This is a genomic window from Niveispirillum sp. FG156 (assembly GCF_057809555.1).
Genome location: NZ_JBMDKE010000001.1, coordinates 153,852 through 170,453, shown reverse-complemented (window position 1 = coordinate 170,453; position 16,602 = coordinate 153,852). Strand labels below are relative to the sequence as shown.

Sequence of the window (16,602 nt, the reverse complement as noted above, 5' to 3'; positions counted from 1 at the left end):
GAAGCCAAGCGGCGGATGCCGCGCCGGCGCCTGAGGAATACACTCTAGCCCAACAGCGAGAGATCAGCCACCGTGGCGATGCGCCCTTCCGCCTGTCCCCAGCCCAGGAAATGCAGAAGCGGGTTCATGCCCGCCGACGCGACATCGGCATTGCGGTCCAGATAGGCGCTGGTATCGAAATAGGCGGACGGGTCCCGCCCTTCCCGCCAGCCATAGAGCATGTAGTGGTCGATGGCGCTGGCCACCTTGCCCTGGGCCACACCGGTGGCAACGTCGGGATTGTGGGCCAGATACCAGGTGGCATCGAAGAAGGCGTTGGGGCTGCGCCCCTCCGCGGCACCGAAGCGGGCGTAGTGCTCATAGCCATTGGCATATTCGCCGCGTGACACCGAAAGCGCGATATCGGGATTGGCGGAGAGATAGGCCGCCTCGTCGAACCCAAGGCGCAGCAGCGACTGGCTGGGATAGGCCACCCGCCCCTCTGCCCTTCCATAGGCCAGATAATGGTCGTAACCGCTGTCGAACCAGCCCTTGGCGACCGCGTCACGGATGTCGGAGTTGGCCGCGAGATAGGCGGATTCGCTGTAGGCCCTGCCCTGATCGTCCGACAGGGCGTTGGGCTGTCGTCCTTCGGCCTGACCATATCGGGCGTAATGATCGGCACCGCTGCTGATCCAGCCGGCGGCCACAGCTTCGGCGATGTCGGGATTGCTGGACAGGTACCAGGCCTCGTCCACGCGGGTCGAACCGATGGAGGAAAGCAATTGCGGATCGGCCAACTGCACCACCCGGTCGGACAGGATCAGAAGTTCGACATTGTAGAGCGTGTCGACCCCCTGGCCGTTCGCGCGGCTGTCGAACACCTGGAAGGCGCCATTGCCCTGGTTCTGGATGGTGATGTCGGCGAAGCTCGCCCCGATCACCACGGCCTGAACACCGGCACTTCCCTGGTAGAGATCATTGCCGGCCCCGCCGCCGCGCATGACCGTGACGCCCATGAAGTAATCGGCATTGGCGGTACCGCTATTGATGGAATAGCCGCTCAGTTGCAGGATATGCGGCGTCTGAAAGTCAGTCCGGGCCAGCAGCGCGCCGGTGCCCACACCGGCAAGGTCGATCGTGTAATCGGCACCGGCAACATCATCCGCGCCAACATGCAGCCGCACAAGACCATTGCCTAAATCCTGGTACCGCACGGCACCCAGGCCGAGCCCGTCACCGTTGCCCGCCGCATAGGAGGTAATGGCCAAGGTCCCGGCCCCGTCGGCACGCAGCAGCGACAGACGGTCATTCACCGTGAAATCCATGACCAGATTGGTGGAACCCGTCCCACCCACCGTGAACTGGTCACTTCCGGCCCCACCCCAGAGGGTATTGCTGCCGGTACCGCCGACGATGACGTCATCGCCGCCACCGCCACGGATGACATCATCACCCGCCCCGCCCGACAGGGTTTCGCGCCGGCTGCTGCCGGTGATCGTATCGTTGAAGGCAGTGCCCGTAAGATTGATCCGCTCAATCGAGAACAGCCAATCCACCTCCTGCGTACCCGCCCGGACATTCAGGGCGTCAACGGAGATGGAGAGACCCGCCGTGGCGTCGGCATAGCTGAAAACCGCCAGATCGTCGCCGGCACCGCCATTCAACAGATCATTGCCCTTGCCCCCCGTCAGCGTATCCTCGCCCGCACCGCCATAAAGGCTGTCGGCGCCATCACCGCCATAGAGTTCGTCGGCCAGATTACCGCCCGTCAGGTGATCGGCCCCCGGACCGCCCCAAAGGCGGTTGACGGCCCCCGCCTCCCCCACGATCCGGTCATTGCCGGTTGTGGCGTAGGCATAGCGGTAGATGGCATCGCCGATGACAATCCGCTCAACGCCGGTGGTGGTGATCAGCCGGTCGGGCTGACCGAACGCCTGGATATCGACACCCAGCAGAAGGCCGGACGCATCGACATGCGAATTCAGGGCAAAGCCGCTGGCCGGCAGTTCAAGCGTATCCAGCCCTGTCCCACCATCCACCGTGTCGTTGCCATGATCGCCAGGGCGCAGCACATCATCGCCGGCCCCACCTTGCAACAGGTCATCGCCCTGCAATCCGATCAGCGTGTCATTGCCGTCCGATCCGATCAGCGTGTCGCGGTTCCCGGTTCCCGTCAGGACATCATTTCCGGCACCACCCTGCTGATTGGTCCCCGGCAGATAGACCAGCCGGCCCGTCTGCGCAGACACAGCAAAGGCATAGGGCTCGTAATCACCCTGAAGGCTGACGGTATATTCAGCGCCATTGATGTTGTCGGCACCCAGGAACAGACGCGTCAGGCTGCCGCTGACCCTATCGACCTGCAACTCCCCATCCCCAATACGGAACCCGCCGCCGCTCTGGCTGACCAGACGGATCGGGTATGGGAAGGCCAGACTGTCATCATAGCCGAAATCAGTGATGAGATTGGTGGTGCCGGGGCTGGACCGGCCCGCCAGAAAGATATCGGCGCCAGCACCGCCCGTCACGGTACCGTCGCCTGCGGCAAAGGTCAGGTAGGAGGCAGCGCCATCGGCCACCGCCGTCAGCGTCACACCGGATACCGCCGTCGCGTCGTAGCCGGAGACGAGAAGGCCGGCGGGTGTCGCCTGCACAACCCCATCCAGGGTCACCTGCGGAACACCCGCGTTCATCGTAATGCGCAACTGCCCTGTGCCGCTACCGGTCAGAACAAGAATGGGCGCCTGGCCCGGTGTACCGCTGTCCCGAGTAGAAAAGTTGATGGCCACGGTCCCGCTCCCTGCGCTGACGAATGTTCACCAACTTTATAACTATCAACAATCTAAAATCCTATCACGACATAGGAGGTACGACCTTTGGCCGCTCTGCGTGCAGGACACAGGGTGACTGCTCCGTTTCGCGCCTATCCAAGCCACCCTGCATCCGCAGCATTGATGATCCGGCCCTCCGCCTGTCCCCAGGCGATGTAATGGACCAGCGGGTTCATGCCGGCGGCTTTCACATCGCTGTAACGGTCCAGATAGGCGCTGGTATCAAAGGCGGAGGACGGATCACGCCCTTCACGCCAACCATAGGCCATATAATGGCTCAGCGCCGTCATGGTTCCCTGCGAAACCGCCGCGGCAACGTCCGGGTTATGCGCCAGATACCAGTCGATATCGAACAGGCTGCTGGTGGTCCGCACCTCGGCATAGCCATAGGCCTGGAAATGGGCCCAGCCACTGGCGAAACGGCCATCGGCAACGGCGGCGGCAACATCGGGATTGGCGGCCAGATACTGCGCCTCGTTGAAGCCCAGGGGTAGGCTGGGGCTGGGTGACTCACCACCCGCCGGGGTCAGCAGGACCACGCGGTCGGACAGGTACAGCAGTTCGACATTGGTCAGCCGGTCGGCGACGGTCAGGCCATTCTCCGCCGTGCTGACCAGGGTGCTGCCATCCGCCTGCCGCGTGATGGTGACATTGGCGAAGCTGGCCTTCAGCCCCGCCGCATCGACGCCGGTACCACCGTCCAACCGGTCCGACCCGGCACCACCCACCAGACTATCCTCCCCGGCACCGCCGGACATTGTATCGTCGAAAAGACCGCCGCGCAGCACATCATCATTGGCCGTGCCATTCACGGTGCGCGCGGTGACCAGACGCATCTGCCCGCTGGCCGACGCTTCGAAATCGGCAAGGGTGAAACTGCCGGACAGATCGACGGCCATGTCGAAACCCGCCGTGGCATCCTGCCCCACATAGACGCGGACCCCGCCCGTGATGGCCTGGACATGCGCCTGCCCCGCCAGAAGGCCGGCCCCGCTGCCAACCGCGACACTGGTGATGGGCATGACGACGGTCTGGCCGCCGACATTATTGTGGAATACCAGGACATCATCGGTCCCGAAATCGGTGATCAGATCATAACCGCCCGTGTCTGGCCCATAGAACCAGAACTGGTCCTGCCCCGCCCCGCCGGTTAGCCGGTCCAGGTTGCCGCCACCGATGATCGTATCGTTGCCGCCGCCGCCATTGATCGTATCGGCCCCCGTGGACCCGTCGAGACGTTCGGGACGGTCACTGCCGGTGATCACATCGCTGAACCGGGTGCCGGTCAGGTTCACCTGCTCAATGCTGGTCAGGGTGTCGACCTCTCCACCCGTGACCGTGATCCGGTCGGTCGTGATGGTGATGGTCAGACCGCTATTGACGGTGGACAGGTGGTCGAAAGCCACTACATCGTTGCCCGCGCCCCCGTCCAGCGTGTCATTGCCGGCCCCGCCATTCAGCGTGTCGTCATCCGCCGTTCCGGTCAGACGGTCGGCATTGGCCGTGCCCGTGAAGGTCCGGCCCGGGGCGGCCTGGGGATTGAGGGTCGTCATGATCAAAGCTCCTGAACTTCGATAACACCGGGGATGGACTTGAAGGCCCCCCGGCTGGCGGCATTGATCGACACGGCACCCGGAATGGCGATTTCCACTTCGCGCAGGGCGTCCAGTTCCACGGCCAGCGTCACCTTGCCTCGGCCCGGTGGCAGGCGGCCCAGGGTGGTCTTGATGGCCGGAACGGCATTCACATCATCCAGCAGGATACGCAGGCCAGCGGCACTTTTCGCGACCTCATCCTCCAGCGACAGGACGCCTTGGCAGGTCAGGCGCATTTCCTCGCCATTCTTCTGCGCATCGACCGATAGCAGCACCGCCCTGCCCGCTTCCAGCATCTCCCGGCTCTGCGCCAAGGTTTCGGCGAACAGCGTCACCTCAAAAACACCGGATGCGTCCGACAGCGTTACGAAGGCAAAACGGTTCCCGCTTTTGGCGGTTCGTTCCTGTTTAGCAACGACAATGCCGGCCAGTTTGAAGCGGGTAGATTTCGCATCCCGCATCAGACGCGGCAGTTCGCTGAACTTCACCACCTTCATGCGGGTCATGGCCGGCGCAAAACTGTCAAGCGGGTGGGCCGACAGGTAGAAGCCGATGGCCTCGAACTCATGCCGCAGCCGTTCCAGCGGGTCCCAGTCGGGCAGCTTGGGCAGGTCCGGGGCCTTCATCGCCTCCGACCCGCCGAACAGGCTGGCCATGCCGCTTTCACGCTGCTGCGCCTCTGCCTGGGCGTAGCGGACCACGGTTTCCAGGCCCGCAAAAAGCTGCTGTCGGTTGCGGTTCAAACTGTCGAAGGCGCCGGCGCAGACCAGTTTTTCCAGCATGCGCTTGTTCAGCGCCGAACTGTCCACGCGCCGTGCGAAGTCGAAAATGTCCTTGAAGGGACCGTTGGCCGCCCGCTCCCGCACCACCATTTCCATGGCCTGCTGGCCCACGCCCTTCACGGCGGCCAGGGCGTAGCGCACGGCCCGGCTGCCATCGGCCAGCTTTTCCACGCGAAAGCGCGGGTCCGATGCATTGACATCGGGCGGCAGCAGCCGGATGCCCAATCGCACCAGTTCCTGGCGGAACTGGTTCAGCTTGTCGGTATTGCCCATATCATAGGTCATGGTGGCTGCCATGAACTCGACCGGGTAATTGGCCTTCATGAAGGCCGTCTGATACGCGACCAGGGCATAGGCGGCGGCGTGCGACTTGTTGAAGCCATAGCCCGCGAACTTGTTCACCTGATCAAAGATCAAGCCCGACTGTTCCTCCGGCACGGCCAGTTTTTCGGCCGAACCGGCAATGAACTTGGCCCGTTCCTTCTCCATCTCCTCCTTGATCTTCTTACCCATGGCACGGCGCAGAAGATCAGCACCGCCCAGGGAGTAGCCGGCCAGGACCTGGGCGATCTGCATCACCTGTTCCTGATAGACCATGATGCCGAAGGTTTCCTCCAGAATAGGCTGGAGGGCCGGGTGCATGTAATCGGGCTTTTCCTGCTTGAACTTCACCTTGATGTATTTGGGGATATTGTCCATCGGGCCGGGACGGTACAGCGACACCAGCGCGATAATATCCTCGATCCGGTTGGGCTTCATGCGGCGCAGAACGTCGCGCATGCCCGAACTTTCAAGCTGGAAGATGCCCGCACTCTCCGCCCGGCCCAGGATCGAATAGGATTTCTGATCCTCCATATCCAGGTCCAGCAGGTCCAGTTCCGGCCCCAGATCGCGGACATGGTCCACAGCGGTCTTCAACACTGTCAGCGTCTTCAGACCCAGGAAGTCGAACTTCACCAGCCCGGCCAGTTCCACATATTTCATGTTGAACTGCGTGACCGGCATGTCGGAACGCGGATCGCGGTACATGGGCACCAGTTGATCCAGCGGTCGGTCGCCGATCACCACGCCGGCGGCGTGGGTGGAGGCATGTCGGTACAAGCCTTCCAGGCGCAGCGCGATGGTCAAAAGACGGGCGACATTCTCATCCCCGCGCTTCATCTCCTGCAATTGCGGCTCGCCATCCAGCGCCTGCTGCAAGGTGACGGGATTGGCGGGGTTGTTAGGGATCAGTTTGCAGATACGGTCCACCTGACCATAGGGCATCTGCAAGGTGCGCCCCACATCGCGGACCACGGCGCGGGCCTGCAACTTACCAAAGGTGATGATCTGCCCGACCTTGTCGGTGCCGTATTTCTGCTGCACATACTTGATCACCTCTTCACGGCGATCCTGGCAGAAATCGATATCGAAGTCGGGCATCGACACGCGTTCCGGGTTCAGGAAGCGTTCGAACAGCAGGCCATAGCGGATGGGATCAAGGTCGGTAATCAACAGTGACCAGGCGACAAGGCTGCCGGCACCCGAGCCACGGCCCGGCCCCACGGGAATGCCACTGTCCTTGGCCCATTTGATGAAGTCCGACACGATCAGGAAATAGCCGGGGAACTTCATCTTGATGATGGTTTCCAGCTCAAAATCCAGGCGCGCCCTGTACTCCTTCTCGATCTTTTCCTTTTCGTCGGTCGCCATGCCGCTGGTGAAGACATACTTGTTCAGGCGGTAGGTCAGGCCATCATGGGCCTGGGCGCGCAGCTCGTCCGGTTCTTCCCGCCCATTGGCACTGGCGAAGGGCGGCAGGATCGGGTTGACCTTGCGCGGCATGTAGGCGCAGCGCCGGGCGATGACGACACTGTTGTCCACCGCTTCCGGAATGTCGGCGAACAGCTCCCGCATCTCCTGCGGTGACTTGAAATAATGATGGGGGGAAACGCGGCGGCGCTCCTCCTGCATCACATAGGCGCCGTCGGCGATGCACAGCAGGACATCGTGCGCCTCATACATGGAGGCGTCGGCGAAATAAGCATCGTTGGTGGCAACCAGCGGGATGTCATGCGCGTAGGCCAGATCGATCAGATCGGCCTCTACCTTATCCTCCGCCTGGGCCAGCGGCCCCTCCACATGGCGCATCAGCTCAATATAGAGCCGGTCCGGGAACAGGGCCTTCAGCCGCTCCAGCAGGTCCAGTGCGTGCGGCTTCTGCCCATCCAGCAGCAGACGGTTCAGGCCGCCTCCGACCCCGCCCGTCAGACAGATCAGGCCATCCGTCAGCCCCTCCAACTTGTCCAGCGAGACCTGTGGCAGCAGACCCGTTTCCGTCTCCATGAAGGCGACGGAGACCAGCCGCATCAGGTTGCGGTAGCCCTGCTCGCTCTGTACCAGCAGCACAAGCTGATCGGCACCGGGCCCCAGCACGCGGCCCGCTACCTTCTTCTGCGGCCCGAACGGGGTGACCCAGACCTGACAGCCGATGATGGGCTGAATGCCATCGTCGGACGCTGCCATGGCAAATTCCAGCGCGCCGAACAGATTGCCCGTATCGGTGACACCCACCGCCGGATAGCCGTGCTTCTTGCACAGCTTCACCAGTTCCTTGGTCTTGATGGCCCCTTCGGCCAGCGAATAGGCGGAATGGACACGCAGATGGATGAAACCGGGATCGGCGGACATGGGGCGGCAGGCTTCCGGCGGCGGGACAGGTGCCCGACCTTAGCGCGGATGGGTCGCGAATGGCGAGCCTGTCGGCGTTCATTACCTGTGATGTAATCGACAGGCCCCATAGCGCATGGGAAAAGGGCGGTGTCACGACCGCACAGGTGCCCTATGTCCAGCCCCGCCCGCCAGCCCACCCCGCGCCGCCGCATCAACAATGCCGAGGCTTTCGGCCCACTGCTGAAGCGTTGGCGCGCCTCGCGGGGGTTGAGCCAGCTGGATTTGGCACTGAGCTGCAATACCAGTCAGCGGCACCTGTCCTTCCTGGAATCGGGACGGTCGCGACCCTCACGGGGGATGGTGCTGCAACTGGCCACGGCCCTGTCGGTGCCGCTGCGCCACCAGAACGCCATGATGCTGGCCGCCGGCTTCGCCCCGGCCTGGGACAGCTCACCCCTGGACGCCCCGGAAATGGCCCCGGTGAAGGCTGCCATCACCCATATGCTGGAAACGCAGTCACCCTTTCCCGCCGTCGTCGTGGACCGACACTATAACCTGATCCAGGCCAATGACGGGGCGCAACGCCTGCTGGGCTTCCTGGCCGGCCCTGCCATCGCCCAGATGCCGAACCCCAATCTGGTCCGCCTGCTGCTGTCGCCGGACATGCGGGGCTTGGTGGAAAACTGGGCGGAGGTCGCGGCCTGGATGATCCGCCGCATCAAGGCGGAGGCCCTGCTGGAGGACCCGGTGCAGGCCGTGGGCGCAGACCCGTTTGCCGATCTGCTGGCCGACCCCGCCCTGGCCGCGCTGGGCGCGCCATTTGGGGACGGGCTGCCGGATGCCCCCACCCTGTACACCCGCTTCCACAAGGATGGGGTGCGCCTGTCGCTATTCTCCATCATTGCCATGGTGGGCACGCCGCTGGATGCGGGGCTGCAGAACCTGCGGGTGGAGCTGTTCTATCCGGCGGATGCCGCGACCAGGGAATGGTTCTCCCACCCCTGAAATGCCCCCATCCTGGCACCGCCCTTGCTTCTGTTCCGCTTAACCGGGACAGGGCCGGGGCTTTTTGCATTCCGCAAAGCCACCTGCATCTATCCCTCTTGTACATTGCACGAGGCGTGCTTTTCATGTCACAGTGCCAGCGAATCGGGCAAAAATTGCCCAGTTGACACCGCCAAACTTCACGATCCGGATGCAAAGCACCTCGTAAAGGCGGGAAAACGCTAGTATTTTGTGCCTCAAAGTGCCCTCGCCTGACAGGAGATGATCCACGTGGAGTCGTTTCTGCAAACCTTGCGGAATCTCGGCACCCTGCGCCTGGCGGGGATCGGGGCCGCCGTGCTTGTCACCATCGGCGCCATCGTCTTCTTCGCGGGGCAATGGTCAACACCGACCCTGTCGCTGCTATACAGCGACCTGTCGCCCGCCGATGGCGGCGCCATCGTGCAACAGCTGGAAGCACAGCAGATCCCGTACAAGGCATCGCCCGACGGCACGCGGATCGAGGTGCCGGCCGAACAGGTGGGCCGCCTGCGCATGATGATGGCGCAGCAGGGCATCCCCAGCGGCGGCAATGTCGGCAACGAGATTTTCAATCAGCCGGAAGGCCTCGGCACCACCGCCTTCCAGCAGCAGATGCAGCAGCTGCGCGCCAAGGAAGGTGAGCTTGTCCGCTCCATCCAGACCTTGCAGCAGGTGCAGAATGCCCGCGTGCATTTGGTGCTGCCCAAGCGTGAACTGTTCGCACGGCAGGCGCAGACGGCCACGGCCTCTGTCCTGCTGAAACTGCGTCCGGGCAAGCCGCTGTCCAAGGAACAGGTCGCGGCCATCCAGCAGTTGGTGGCAACCGCCGTACCGCAGATGGAGCCGGCCAACGTCTCCATCCTGGATGACAAGGGCAATCTGCTGTCGCGCGGCCTGCGCCCCAACACGCCGGAGGCCATGGCCGCCGGCGCGGAGGAACGGCGTCTGGCGCGCGAACGCGAACTGACGCAGACCATCGAGGAATTGCTGGGCCGCTCCGTCGGCCAGGGCCGCGTGCAGGCGCAGGTTTCGGTCGAAATGGATTTCGACCGCATCACCACCAACAGCGAGATCTATGATCCCGAAGGTCAGGTGGTGCGCGGCACGCAATCGGTGACGGAAAACAGCGAAAGCACCAACCGCGACGGCGTCGATCCCGTCACGGTGGCCAACAACCTGCCCAACGCGGACGCCGCCAACAGCATCGCCGGCGCCAATTCGGAGAAGAAGAACCGTTCCGAAGAGACGGTGAATTACGAGATTTCCAAGACCACCAAGGTGCATGAGCGTGAGACGGGCCAGGTTCGCCGCATGTCGGTCGCCGTGCTGGTCGATGGAAACTATACCACTGCCGAGGATGGCACCCGCACCTACACGCCGCGCAGCGACGCCGAACTGGCGCAGCTGCAACGGCTGGTGCAGTCGGCGGTCGGTGTCGATCCGTCGCGTGGCGACAATGTCGAAGTGATCTCCATGCAGTTCTCGCGGCCGGAGGATGAGTTGGCCGCCATGGAGGACACGATCTTCGGCATGCCGAAGGCTGACGTGATCCGCATTGCGGAAACGCTGATCCTGGCCATCGTCGCGATCCTGGTGATCCTGCTGGTGATCAAGCCGCTGGTGACCCGCGCCCTGGACCGGTCGCCGCAGCTGGATGAGGAGCCCGATCTTCTGTCCGATGGCAGCGGTGTGCCGCAGCTGGCCGGCCCCGGTGGCGGTGCGCTGGCCCGCGAACTGGCCATGGAGGCGGCGCAGGCCAACGAGGAACTGGAGCAGATGATCGACATCAACCGTGTCGATGGCCGTGTCCGCGCCTCCTCGCTGCGCAAGGTGGGTGAGATTGTGGAAAAACACCCCGAAGAGGCTGTGTCGATCATCCGCAACTGGCTCTACACGGAAAATTGAGGCTTCTGAGGCATGGCAACCATTCAGAAGTTTTTGTTCGAAAAGGATTTCGAGGACGGGTTTGGGGGCGCGGCAAAGGCCGTTGCCCCGCCGCCCGAACCCGAGCCCGAACTGCCGCCGGCCCCACCACCCCCGCCGCCACCGCCCACCTTCAGCGTGGAGCAGCTGCAGCAGCAGGTGAAGATGGCCAAGGATCAGGCGCGCACCGCCGCCCTGGCCGAAGGCATCCAGCAGGGCCGGCAGCAGGCAGAGGTCGAGGCGCAACAGGAACTGTCCAATGCGCTCCGCAGCGTGGAGAACAGCCTGAAGCAGCTGGTGACGGTGCAGAACGCGCAGGCGCAGATGCGGCAGGACAACACCGCCCGCATCGCCCTGGCCATCATGCGCAAGCTGTGGCCCGGTCTGGTGGAGCGGCAGGGTCTGGCGGAGATCGAAGTGGTGATCGCCGCCTTCATGGAAGAACTGGTGGAAGAACCTAAGTTGGTTTTCCGCGTCAATGAACGCTGGTTCGATGAGCTGCGCGGACGTATCGACGACATGGCCCTGCGCCATGGCTTCGCCGGACAGGTTACCGTCCTGGCCGACCCGAAGCTGAGCCAGATGGATGTGAAGGTGGATTGGGCCGCCGGCGGCGCGGAGCGCGAGGTCGGACGGCTGTGGACGGAGATCGAGCGTATTGCCGGCGACGTCCTGGCGGATTTCCCCGGTGGGCCGAAGGATGTGATCCTTGCACCCAAACGTGAGGTGACGCTGTGAGCATGCTGAACATCATAAACGGCGCGGATAGGGGCTGAGATGGCCGCCAAGGACGACATGTCGCTGAGCGATTTCGAGAATAACCGCGGCGGCGGCGGCGGGGAGCTGGAAGCGCTGCCCGTCGTCAAGGACCTGGAGTCCGTCTACGACATCCCGGTGCAGATTTCCGCCGTGCTGGGCAAGACCAACATGCAAGTCAGCACCCTGATGCGCCTGAACAAGGGTGCCGTGGTGGAACTGGACCGCAAGGTGGGTGAGGCCATCGACATCTATGTGAACAACCGGCTGGTGGCGCGCGGCGAAGTGGTGGTCGTGGAAGACCGGCTGGGCGTGACCATGACCGAAATCATCAAGACGGAGCGGGCGTAGCGCATGAGCGACCGCATCCCCAACCGCAGCCGCACAACACCACCTGCACCGCCGCCGCAACCGGTAGCGGCGGCGGCCCCCGCACCTGCCCCCATGCCGGCAGCCAAGGTTCCGCCGCTGCCGCGCATGCGCCGGCGGCTGGACCTTGCGACCATCGTGGGCCTGTCGTCGGGCCTGCTGCTGGTGCTGGGCGCGCTGTTCATGGGTGGTGGCGGATTGGGATCGTTCGTCGATGTTCCGTCGATCCTGATCGTGCTAGGCGGTACGGCGGCCATCACCACCATTTCCTTCTCCCTGCCCGACATGAAGGCGGCGATCAAGGCGCTGTCCTCCACCATGATCGCCAATACGCCCGACCCGCGTGCGGCGGCGCAGACGGCCCTGTCATTGGCAGAGTTCGCGCGCCGTAGCGGCCCCCTGGCACTCCAGCCGCTGGCCAAAAGCACAAAGGCCTGGCCGGTTCTGTCCAAGGCGGTGGAACTGATTGCCGACGGTCTGCCCGCCGATGACGCCGAACGCATCCTGCGCACGGAAATCGAGGCGAACCTGTCACGCGCCCGCACTGCATCCGCCGTGATGCGCCGTGCGGCGGAGGTGGCGCCCGCCATGGGCCTGATCGGAACGCTGGTCGGTCTGGTGCAGATGCTGGGCAACCTGTCGGACCCGTCAACCGTTGGTCCCGCCATGGCCGTGGCGCTGATCACCACCTTTTACGGGGCCATCCTGGGCTCCATGGTTTTCTCGCCGCTCGCCGCCAAGATCGACCGCAATGCGGAACGTGAGGCGCTGGTCGACGGGCTTTACCTGCTGGCTGCCGGTTCGGTGGCGCGGCAGGAAAATCCCCGCCGGCTGGAGGTGATGATCAATACGGTGCTGCCGCCCGAATTGCGGCTGACCAATTATGAATGATTTCTGTTTGAACGACCGGACCGGTGAGTGAAAGGGTAAGACGATGCGTCTTCTGATCGTGGGAACACTCGAAGGCTATATCAGCGCCGCCGGCAAGATCGCCCTGCAAAAGGGGGCGAAGGTCGCGCATACCGATAGTATCGAGGGGGCGCTGAACGCCTTGCGCACCGGCCAGGGCGCCGATCTGGTAATGATCGACGTCAAGCTGGATGTGCGCATCCTGGTTGATGCCTTGAAGAATGAACGCTTCGCGGTTCCCGTCGTCGCCTGTGGCGTGGGCACCGATGCCCAGGCCGCCGTGAAGGCCATCCGGGCGGGTGCCAAGGAGTATATCCCCCTGCCCCCCGACGCGAACCTGATCGCCGCCGTGCTGGAGGCGGTGGCGGAGGAAAGCCACGCCATCGTCAGCCGCGACCCCGCCATGGCCGCTACTCTGTCGCTGGCCGATCAGATCGCGCCAAGCGACGCATCGGTCCTGATCACCGGCGAAAGCGGGACGGGTAAGGAGCTGATGGCCCGTTACCTGCACCGCAAAAGCCGGCGATCGGGGGCGCCTTTCGTCTCCGTCAACTGTGCCGCCATCCCGGAAAACCTGCTGGAAAGCGAGCTGTTCGGGCATGAGAAGGGCGCCTTCACGGGTGCCGTCGCCCGGCGCATCGGCAAGTTTGAAGAGGCCAATGGCGGCACCCTGCTGCTGGACGAAATTTCGGAAATGGACCTGCGCCTGCAAGCCAAGCTGCTGCGCGCCATTCAGGAGCGGGTGATCGACCGCGTGGGCGGCAACACGCCCGTAAAGGTCGATATCCGCATTCTGGCCACGTCCAACCGTGACATGCTGTCGGAAGCCAAGGCCGGGCGGTTCCGCGAGGATTTGTATTTCCGCCTGAACGTGGTGGCCCTGCAGCTGCCGCCGCTGCGCGACCGTCCGCACGATATCGCCCTGTTGTGCCAGCATTTCGCGACGAAATATTCCGAGGCCAACGGCCTGCCGGAGCGCACTGTCGGCCCGGCGGCCATGGCTCTGCTCCAGTCGCATCACTGGCGCGGCAATGTGCGTGAGCTGGAAAACACCATGCATCGCGCCGTCCTGCTGTCGCGCGGAACGGATATCGGGACCGACGCCATCCTGCTGACGGGTGCCGATCCGACCTATGCGCCGACGCCAACGCCCGCCCCGCAAGCTGTCGTCTATCAGCCGGCGCCCCCGCCGCAGCCGGTGATGCCGGCGGCAGCCCGCGCCGCCAATACCTATGGCAATGCCTCCATCTATTCGCCGCAGCCTTACGCACCGCAGCCCTATCCCCCGCCCGCTCCGGTCATCCCGGTGGCCGATGCCGGCAGCAGCTTCCTGACCGGCGGGTCGGCGACGCAGGCCCTGGTGGGGCGTACCGTTGCCGATGTTGAACGCGATCTGATCATCGATACGCTGAAACACACGCTGGGCAACCGCACCCATGCCGCCAATATCCTTGGTATCTCCATCCGCACCCTGCGCAACAAGCTGAAGGAGTATAGCGAGGGTGGCTTGGCGGTACCGCCGCCGGCCGGCGGGGTGGAGGATGACCGGGCGGTGGGATGACCGCCCGCCCACTGATCCCGACCGTCCCTAATACAGAGATTTAAGACCACCGCCCATGACCGACCAACCGCAGACGAATGTAGGCTCCGCCCAGGATGCTCTGCGCCTTATCGGCCAGTCGCTGAAACGCGGCGAGGTTGGGTTCGCGATTGCCATCCTGACCATCGTGGTGGTCCTGATCCTTCCCCTGCCCACCTTCCTTCTGGATGTGGGCCTGACCATTTCCTTTGCCTTCTCCGTCTTGATCTTGATGACGGTGTTGTCGATCCAGAAGCCCCTGGAATTCAGCAGCTTTCCCACCATCCTGCTGGTCAGCACCATGTTGCGGCTGGCGCTCAACCTGGCATCGACCCGCCTGATCCTGGGGCACGGGCATGAGGGGGTGGACGCTGCCGGCCACGTCATCGCGACGTTCGGCCAATTCATCATGGGCGGCAACTTCATCATCGGCGTGACCGTGTTCGGCATCCTGATGCTGGTGAATTTCAGCGTCATCACCAAGGGTTCGGGCCGTATCGCCGAAGTGGCCGCCCGCTTCACCCTGGACGCCATGCCCGGCAAGCAGATGGCTATCGACGCCGATCTGTCCGCTGGCCTGATCGAAGAAGCGGAGGCCCGTAAGCGCCGTAAGGAACTGGAAGATGAAAGCCAGTTCTTCGGCGCCATGGACGGTGCGTCCAAGTTCGTGCGCGGCGACGCCGTGGCCGGTCTGGTCATCACCTTCCTGAACATCATCGTCGGCATGATCATCGGTATCGCCCAGAAGGACATGAAGTTCCTGGAGGCCGGCCAGACCTACACGCTGCTGACGGTCGGTGACGGTCTGGTGTCGCAGATCCCGGCCCTGCTGGTCTCGCTGGCCGCCGGTCTTATGGTGTCGAAGTCGGGCTCCACCGGCTCGACCGACAAGGCCGTGTTCGGGCAGCTGACCTTCTATCCCACCGCCCTGGGCCTGACCTCGGCCGTTGTGCTGGCCATCGGCCTGCTGCCCGGCATGCCGAAGATCCCGTTCGGCCTGCTGGCCATCGGTCTGGCCGCCGCCGCCTATTACCTGCCGAAAACCAAGATGATGCGTCAGGCGATGGAGGCGGAGCAGGAGACGCAGGCCGCTGCGACCGCCGCCCCCGCTCCTGTTGCCGATGAACCGATCTCAACGGCCCTGGCCATCGACCTTGTCCGTCTGGAACTGGGTTATGGCCTTCTGTCGCTGATCAATTCGGAGGTCGGCCACCGTCTGACCGATCAGATCAAGGGCCTGCGCCGGCAGCTGGCGGGTGAGATCGGCATTATCATGCCCGCCGTCCGCATCCAGGATAATTTGCAACTGCCGCCCAACACCTACCTGATCCGCATCAAAGAGATTGAGGCGGGCCGGGGCGATGTGCGGCCCAACATGCTGTTGTGCATGGACCCGCGTGGCGACCGGATCGGACTGCCGGGTGAGGCAACGACGGAACCCACCTTCGGCCTTCCGGCCATGTGGATCGACGGGGCGTACCGTGAAGAGGCCCTGTTCAAGGGCTATACGGTTGTCGACCCGCCCACCGTCGTCACCACCCATCTGACCGAGATCATCAAGGACAATATGGCCGACCTGCTCTCCTACGCGGAGACGCAGAAGCTGTTGGACGAGATGGGCAAGGAGCACCAGAAGCTGGTGGGCGATGTGGTCCCAACCCAGATCACCATCGGCGGCCTGCAGCGCGTGTTGCAGAACCTGCTGGGCGAGCGTGTGTCGGTGCGCGACCTGCCCACGATTTTGGAGGGTGTGGCGGAAGCGACCGCCTATACCCGCAACATGACCCAGATCACCGAACATGTGCGCGCCCGTCTGGCCCGCCAGATTTCGGACAGCAATACCAACGATCTGGGCTTCATCCCACTGGTGACCCTGTCGCCGGAATGGGAACAGGCCTTCGCGGAAAGCATCGTGGGCGACGGGGACGAGCGGCAGCTGTCCATGGCCCCGTCGCGCCTGCAGCAGTTCATCACCGCCGTGCGCCAATCCTTCGAACGGTTCGCGATGCAGGGTGAGGCGCCAGTGCTGCTGACCTCCCCGCTGATCCGGCCCTTCGTGCGCTCCATCATCGAACGCTTCCGTCCGGCCACGGTTGTGATGTCACAGAACGAAATCCATCCCAAGGCCAAGATCAAGACGTTGGGGCAGATATGATGGCGCGGGCGAGACATATCCTCCACCGCCATAGGGTTTTCGC

10 protein-coding genes are annotated in these 16,602 nt (G+C 63.7%); 7 read left to right on the top strand and 3 right to left on the bottom strand.

Going from position 1 to position 16,602, the window contains the following annotated elements:
* Positions 1–44: 44 nt before the first annotated feature.
* From ACODSP_RS00820 to dnaE, 3 genes are all read right to left on the bottom strand, one after another.
* Positions 45–2,771 (bottom strand): calcium-binding protein, encoded by a 2,727-nt coding sequence (locus tag ACODSP_RS00820; RefSeq protein ID WP_488963737.1) that lies wholly within the window; start codon positions 2,769–2,771, stop codon positions 45–47.
* Between the two features lie 134 nt (positions 2,772–2,905).
* Positions 2,906–4,366, bottom strand: a complete 1,461-nt coding sequence (locus tag ACODSP_RS00815) for a calcium-binding protein (protein ID WP_488963736.1) — start codon at positions 4,364–4,366, stop codon at positions 2,906–2,908.
* Between the two features lie 2 nt (positions 4,367–4,368).
* A complete protein-coding gene (gene dnaE, locus ACODSP_RS00810) occupies positions 4,369–7,860 on the bottom strand; it encodes a DNA polymerase III subunit alpha (RefSeq protein ID WP_488963735.1) in 3,492 nt (1,163 codons plus the stop codon).
* 153 nt (positions 7,861–8,013) lie between these two features.
* Here dnaE and ACODSP_RS00805 point away from each other — a divergent pair, with 153 nt between their 5' ends.
* The 7 genes from ACODSP_RS00805 (at position 8,014) to flhA (ending at position 16,559) form a co-directional block, all read left to right on the top strand.
* Positions 8,014–8,847 carry a helix-turn-helix domain-containing protein gene (locus ACODSP_RS00805; RefSeq protein ID WP_488963734.1) on the top strand — a complete coding sequence of 278 codons (834 nt, stop codon included), beginning with the start codon at positions 8,014–8,016 and terminating at the stop codon, positions 8,845–8,847.
* Between the two features lie 270 nt (positions 8,848–9,117).
* Positions 9,118–10,773 (top strand): flagellar basal-body MS-ring/collar protein FliF, encoded by a 1,656-nt coding sequence (gene fliF, locus ACODSP_RS00800; RefSeq protein ID WP_488963733.1) that lies wholly within the window; start codon positions 9,118–9,120, stop codon positions 10,771–10,773.
* A 12-nt stretch (positions 10,774–10,785) separates the two neighbouring features.
* Complete coding sequence (locus ACODSP_RS00795) at positions 10,786–11,529, top strand: FliH/SctL family protein (protein WP_488963732.1); 744 nt, start codon at positions 10,786–10,788, stop codon at positions 11,527–11,529.
* A 39-nt stretch (positions 11,530–11,568) separates the two neighbouring features.
* Entirely contained in the window at positions 11,569–11,898 is a 330-nt protein-coding gene (gene fliN / locus ACODSP_RS00790; RefSeq protein WP_444732615.1) for a flagellar motor switch protein FliN, read from the top strand.
* Between the two features lie 3 nt (positions 11,899–11,901).
* A complete protein-coding gene (locus tag ACODSP_RS00785; protein WP_488963731.1) occupies positions 11,902–12,807 on the top strand; it encodes a motility protein A in 906 nt (301 codons plus the stop codon).
* A 43-nt stretch (positions 12,808–12,850) separates the two neighbouring features.
* A complete protein-coding gene (locus tag ACODSP_RS00780) occupies positions 12,851–14,386 on the top strand; it encodes a sigma-54-dependent transcriptional regulator (RefSeq protein WP_488963730.1) in 1,536 nt (511 codons plus the stop codon).
* A 55-nt stretch (positions 14,387–14,441) separates the two neighbouring features.
* Positions 14,442–16,559, top strand: a complete 2,118-nt coding sequence (gene flhA, locus ACODSP_RS00775) for a flagellar biosynthesis protein FlhA (protein ID WP_488963729.1) — start codon at positions 14,442–14,444, stop codon at positions 16,557–16,559.
* Positions 16,560–16,602: the final 43 nt, after the last annotated feature.